Here is a 6,519-nt window from a genome sequence, read left to right as displayed (position 1 = left end):
GATGATGCTGTCATTTTTTATCCTTGGGGGTGCAAACGGCGTACAAAATGCTCTAATGGCAAGTTTTATGATGAAAGCCATTAAAAAAGAACACCGAAACAACCAAATGCCCGCCTATATCTTTATCATACAAACAGCGGTGTGCCTTGGCTTTCTAGGAGCCGGTTTTGTAAAAGTGCATCACACCCAAAGCACACTGTTTATCATTGGCATCGCCACAATGATCGCAGGCATATTAGGTTTTATCTTGAACAGTGCCATACAAAAAAAGGGACTTAATGATAGTTAGCGGACTATGTCATCTTTCTATCTAACCGGCCAAAACCTTCCATCTTCACAGTGCGTTCAATTTCACTGAGTCTACGTTGGAGACAACGGAGAAGCTCGTTACACCATTCGTACAGATCGGAATTTTCCCGACAAGTAGTCTTGCTTCCTTAAAACCGTTATAGTTACAGCCGCCGTTTACTGGGGTTTCAATTCAATGCTTGCACATCTCCTCTTAACATTCCAGCACTGGGTAAACGTCAAACCCTATACATCGGGATTTGGAATCTCTCCCATGTTCATGACTAAAGTGGTACAAATACCCGTGTGTATCTTACGTTAACTTAACAGATTAATTATCCGTAATTGCCTTTACAAGACACTTTTTATTTGTTACATAATGGGACACTATTCGATAATTGGTTATCAGTTCTTTAAATAAATTATATTCCCACAATCACCATAATAGAATGCGGGGGGAGGATTGAGTGTGAGTTTACAAAAAGAAATAGATATCAAGAACCGTCTTTCGTTTTCTATAAGGGGACAATCGGAAAACTGCTCTCGTTTGATTGCGATGAAGCAACATCTTATGATCGGTATAAGTCCGTTCAACACAAGGTTTTCAGAAAAATATATCACTGAGCTCATATGTTGGGCTGCAAAGAAATTCAAAGATATTGACGTATTGCTCCCAGATATAGAATCAGCCATGCTTCTTATATTAGCTTCTGGAGCGCCTAAGGCTAAAGCAGAGAGGAAAACAAAAAAAGAGCTCAATCGCATAAGACGCGTATTATATAATATTCATGATTCTTATAATTTAGAAAAATCATTTCGCATTCTTGACTTCTCTCAATACAAGCAAAATGAAAATTATAAAAAATTGAAATTAAAGGCTATAGATTTGTGCAAAAAAAAATTCAAAATTTCGTGAATTATGCACGAAAATGTCAATCCAAGCAGTTGAACGTCGTGCAAAAAGCGTGGGATTATCAATTGAAGAAACAAAGAATTTAGAAACAACAAATATTTCTCTTGAATATATTTTTGATGAAATCCCTTTCTACGTAAATAGCCCATCTTTACTTAATAGAGAAAACTCAGTTTTAGCCTACCATCGTGAATGGCCGGTTGGAGAATTGTTGCTCAATGGTGAACAACCTCTCTGTGTTGATAAACAACAAGGTCACGGAATTGTTTCGATATGTACGCAAACTTATGAGAAGAACCAGTTTATGATTGAAGATTCAGGGGAAAATGAATGATGCGCAACGTTATTAAATTCAACGTTATGGACAAAAATTTCCAAAAAAATCCATACAATATATACCAAACTGTACATTCTTCTAACTCTGTTCTTTGGGATGAAAATCTTAAAGCTTATTTTTTTGGCCACTATGAAGATGTCAGCGCAATTTTGAAGGATACCCGCTTTACAACAGCGCCCTTAGCCGTTCGAGCAGAGCCGGTAATGGGCGATCGCGTATTGGCACAAATGGAAGGGCATGAGCACCATAGCAAGCGGCACGCCATACTTTCAAAACTTACTGGAAAAATGTTCCGCACGCACTATACTAAAATTATTGAAGAAATAATAGACCAGCTTCTCATGCCGCATCTTGCAAAAGGGAAAATAGATATTATAAATGAATTCGGTAAAGACTATAGTGTGCTTGTTACATTAATGGTCTTAGGCCTACCAATAGATCGCTACAAGGATATATCCATGTGGCATAAGGGAGTTGCATCTTTTGTCACCAGCCTAAACCAATCAGATGAGGAAAAAGAATTCAGCTTATCGTGCAGCAAAGATATCATCTCTTATTTAACACCACTTATAGAAGAATGGGACAAAAACGCATCAGAAGATTTAATCTCTGTTTTATGCCAGAAAACAAATGATGCTAATAGCATGACAACTTCTGAAATAGTTGCTCTCGTCCTTAACATGTTATTGGCCGCCATAGAACCTGCTGATAAAACATTAGCTTATCTTTTTTATCATTTACTCACACACCCAAATGAATTAGAAAAAATCCAAAATGACAGGAGACTTCTTGGCGATGCAATTACAGAAACACTGCGCTTGACTTCTCCCGTTCAGCTTATACCACGCCAGACCAATCAAGCGATAGAGTTCGCAGGAGTCACATTACCAGCCGACTCTCTTGTTTTTTGTATGATTGGAGCAGCTAACCGTGATCCTGATATTTTTGTGAACCCCAATCATTTTATACCAGAACGTAAACGGGGCAGTAAAACTGGGGCGGGTCTCATAAGGACCGCAAACCATTTAGCCTTTGGAGCAGGCGTGCACGTTTGTGTAGGTTCTGCTTTTGCTCTCATGCAGATTGAGTTGACGGCAAATAGACTCCTCGATAAACTCATTGACATCAGCTTAACTGATGGCTTCATTTTGGAGGAAGAAGGGTTGTACACAAGGGGACCATCAGCGCTCCCAATCACATTTATCCCAATATCAAAACCACAGCCATCACAAACACATGTTAATTTTTAAAAGTCTGTGAATGGGGCGGGGACAATATTTTAAAGAATATCAACAGGGGGCATAATAATGCAAAAGAGAGATTCCTATACAAAAACAGAAAGGTATGTCATATATACCGTCATTATTTCCAGCATACTTCCTCTGCTGGACGGGAGCATTGTCAATGTCATCCTTCCTAACCTTGCGCATTATTTTTCAGTCGGAGAAAATAATATACAATGGGTTGTAACATCCTATTTTCTCGCCACCGTTCCAGGGCTGCTAATGGCCGCTTTTGTGCAAGGAAGAATAGGTATCAAAAGCACTTGGTTTCTTGCAAGCTTCATTTTTATGCTTGGATCACTGGGGGTAGGAATAAGCTATGATTTTCCAACCATTATATCTGCCCGTATCGTTCAAGGTTTTGGGACCGGTCTTTTGCTACCCCTTAGCCAAACCATCATTGCCTTACAATTTGGACAGACACGAGTGCGCCAAGCCATGGGCACCATAGCCGTACCAACAGTTTTCGCCCCTGCCTTTGGTCCGCTGGTGGGCGCCTCACTTGCTCAGTATGTCTCTTGGCGTTTGTTATTTTTTATTAATATTCCGCTTATTTTATTGGCACTCACCCTTGGAGCAAAACATTTAAAGAACAACGAAACAACAAAAACAAAATTTAACTTATTTGCATTTTTAGCGTTTTCCATATCGCTTCTTTCGTTTTTTTACCTCACAGAAGCCAGAAACATCAATAACAAAAACCACTTATATATCCTAGCACTTATAGCGGTGATATCTCTCATATTATTCATTGTTTCTAATCAGAAAGCAAAAAACAAATTAATCGTCTTTAGCGGATTTCAAAATGCGCGCTATACATTACTCATGATCATGGGGCTTGTTGCTTCATTTCTTTTTTATAGCTTCCTCGTTTATTTCCCACTAGCCATTGCCATGGAACAAGCCCATGAAAATAGCCTTCTCATCATCGGTGCCCTCCTTGCTCTGCAAGGGGTAGGAGCATGGATCGGAAGGAAATTTATTTACCAAAAATGGAAAGAAAAATCTCCCTTTTTCATGATAGGAATTGGTTTAGTGATATCAAGCTTTGGGTTATTATGCTTCGGCTATAATATAAGCATGGATGGACTTGGATTCTTGCTAAGAGGCATAGGACTTGGCATCGCCACCATTGTCTGCCTTTCCGCCCCCATCCAATATGTCAACAGTTTATACGTCAAAGATACAGCCGTTATCACACGCATATTACAGCAAATAGGTGGTGCCTTAGGGGGTATATTCGCTGGTTTTTTGATCCATTCGCTGACAGAAGAATACTTGTCCTTAAACCAAACATATATCGTATTCTTCATATTCTCTATCGCTACATTTTTACTGTTTTGCCTAGCCCTCTTCTTATCGCGTAAAGAGAAGAATTTTGATTTATGATATGCTTTATTTGAACTCCCTATCCATAACATTGGCAATAGCTTATAAAATCATACAGCATTCACCACTTTTCGAGAAACCAACACACTGATACCTTGACCACAGCCTTCATCATTTTTATGAAAGACACTAAACCGATAAGCTCCTTAAGCTCTAAAATTGATCACCTCCAGTAACGTACGGTGTTTGTAATTTTATGATACCTCTGTGCTTTTAAATCCCTCTAAAAACCTCTTGAAATATGGGATTTTCTGATCAGACCTTTGCAAAGATCCACGAAATTAAGCACGCATTTCAATGCGGAATAGTCTCATAAATGCGCTAACAGACGCCCTACCGAACCAGCATAGAATATAGAACCCGCCCCCGCGCACGCCCCTATAAATGCTAATCATCTTCTATAACGCACCGCGATGTGAAAAATCGCACTGTATTACAAACTTGATAATGTTATTCGCCCCTTTTCAAAGTCATTGAATCACTATGCTTTCATAACAGCAATAGGTCCAAATGAAACTGAAGAGACAAAAACAGCTGGTAAAGCAGCATCTTCTCTCCATTTCATTGTTAACTGTTATAAGAAATCTCCCCCACTTTAATAAAAAAGCCCTCTCTCATTGAGAGGGAAATTTTAAAAACATTGAAAATCATGATGCATGATGACAGACAGCAAACCATCTCTAAAAAGACTGTTTCTTGATTTTCACAGCGTACTCTTAGATTTCTCTAACATTTTCCTGCCTTAAGATTTTCCTTATAAAATTTACGGACAAAAGAAGCTTTTCAGAACTCTTTTACACATAACTTCATTGCTTCAAGCTCCCTTACAGACACGATAAACGCGTATATTTCCATCTACCAAGTATGCGAGCTTCACAGCGGATATAATGAAAACAGTCTTTTTATAGAAAACCGTAAGCTTTAACGGAATAAACGAGATTTTAAACTAGCCTCCCGCATTACTCATTACTCTATACCGGTTATGCAAATAAAGAGCCCCATCTACTTTTTCTGACAAGCAAAGAACACACACAACATTTAGTAACATGCCATTATTGAAATTCTTGTCACAAGACCTTCCGTTCAGGGATTATGCGCATTGCCTGCTTCCTTCTCTCTAATAAACAATCTGCCAATAAAGAATGCTATTGCAGTTACGATAATACAAAATTATACTTCTGTTCTCATTCTATATTTTTCCAATTATCACGCATTATTCACCCCCTTCACTGCTTCACTGTTATAACAATGAAAGGAGAAAAAAATTAAAACACAATATGGCATTTCTCTTTCACAAATCTTATATAAGCCACAAAATTGTTGCGCGACTTTCTAAGCAAGGTCAGGCAATAAAATCATACTCTAAAAACCACTCAACATACTACTTTTTGATATTATAAAGCCATAAAATGCAATTATCGTCTCCGCAAACAATATCTCAGAAAAACAAAATCCCTTCTGCAATCATTGGACTACTCCCTCCAATGTTTGCGCACCATTATACGCATAACGAGTTAGATGACTTGTTTATTGCATCATTTGCTCCTCCTGAAATTCCAGAAGGTACAAAAATCCAAAAAGTTAAAGCGTGGCTACGTGCAATCAATGTAAAATGCAATGAACCGCTTGAAGTCCTTGGTAACTTGCTTGGGGATTTTTTAGAAAAAGAATATTATGACCCAGACCCAAGCAGATTAAATCCATCATTATATGAAAAAATTTTACAGTTACAAAAAGATAAACGTACAGTTTTAGAAAAGTTAAAGGAATATGACTTGGAATATCAGCGTGGAGGATATATTATCAAGAATGAGGTGACCTTCACACAAGAATTGCAAAAAGCTGGTCTCCTCTCGATGGAAGAGCTAAAAAAACTTATTGCAGAGAAAGAACTTTCAGCAGTAGAAATCGAAATAAATAGAGCATTAGAAAATATAGAAAAAGATCCAAGGGAGGCAGTTCTATTTGCAGCAAATCTGTTGGAAGCCTCTTGCAAAGCTTATCTCGACCACCATTCTATCCCATATGCAGAAAACGCCCGTAATAATCTGCCCGCTTTATGGGAAGAAGTCGTTAAGAAAGCTAAGATCCATCCCGAAGATATGAAGCAAGAAAACTTAAAAAATCAAGATCTAGATGAAAATGACTTAAAAATGATCGCATCCGGTCTGTATCAAATTGTGCGCGGTACTATAAAGTTAAGAAACAAGAAAGGTGCAGCGCACGGCCGCTCAAAAAAGGATTTTGAACTAATCAATCTCAAGCCTCGCCATGCGCGTTTAACTTTTAATGCCGCCCATTCTCTCTCA

Annotated in this window: 5 protein-coding genes, 1 pseudogene and 1 other annotated feature; all 6 genes and pseudogenes read left to right on the top strand. The window is 38.3% G+C overall.

What is annotated here, in order from left to right; genetic code table 11:
* Positions 1–289 (top strand): annotated as a pseudogene (locus ACFILH_RS02165) (MFS transporter); the annotation flags it as partial.
* Between the two features lie 94 nt (positions 290–383).
* Positions 384–672 (bottom strand) — a sequence feature (23S ribosomal RNA rRNA prediction is too short).
* 85 nt (positions 673–757) lie between these two features.
* Positions 758–1,204: a tRNA-dependent cyclodipeptide synthase gene (locus tag ACFILH_RS02160; RefSeq protein WP_375667291.1), complete on the top strand. Its 447-nt coding sequence runs from the start codon at positions 758–760 to the stop codon at positions 1,202–1,204.
* Between the two features lie 13 nt (positions 1,205–1,217).
* Positions 1,218–1,535 (top strand): tRNA-dependent cyclodipeptide synthase, encoded by a 318-nt coding sequence (locus tag ACFILH_RS02155; protein ID WP_375667289.1) that lies wholly within the window; start codon positions 1,218–1,220, stop codon positions 1,533–1,535.
* Complete coding sequence (locus ACFILH_RS02150; protein WP_375626832.1) at positions 1,532–2,788, top strand: cytochrome P450, cyclodipeptide synthase-associated; 1,257 nt, start codon at positions 1,532–1,534, stop codon at positions 2,786–2,788. The genes ACFILH_RS02155 and ACFILH_RS02150 overlap by 4 nt, the downstream gene beginning before the upstream one ends.
* 57 nt (positions 2,789–2,845) lie before the next feature.
* Positions 2,846–4,210 carry an MFS transporter gene (locus tag ACFILH_RS02145; protein ID WP_375667288.1) on the top strand — a complete coding sequence of 455 codons (1,365 nt, stop codon included), beginning with the start codon at positions 2,846–2,848 and terminating at the stop codon, positions 4,208–4,210.
* Between the two features lie 1,409 nt (positions 4,211–5,619).
* Positions 5,620–6,519, top strand: a 900-nt coding sequence (locus tag ACFILH_RS02140; protein WP_375667287.1) for an abortive infection family protein, incomplete at its 3' end; no start/stop codon positions are given.

The sequence above is a fragment of the Bartonella sp. CL435QHHD genome (assembly GCF_042195095.1).
In the GTDB taxonomy this organism is placed as follows: domain Bacteria; phylum Pseudomonadota; class Alphaproteobacteria; order Rhizobiales; family Rhizobiaceae; genus Bartonella.
Note: the sequence above shows the minus strand (reverse complement) of the source record. Positions and strands in the feature narration are given on the sequence as shown.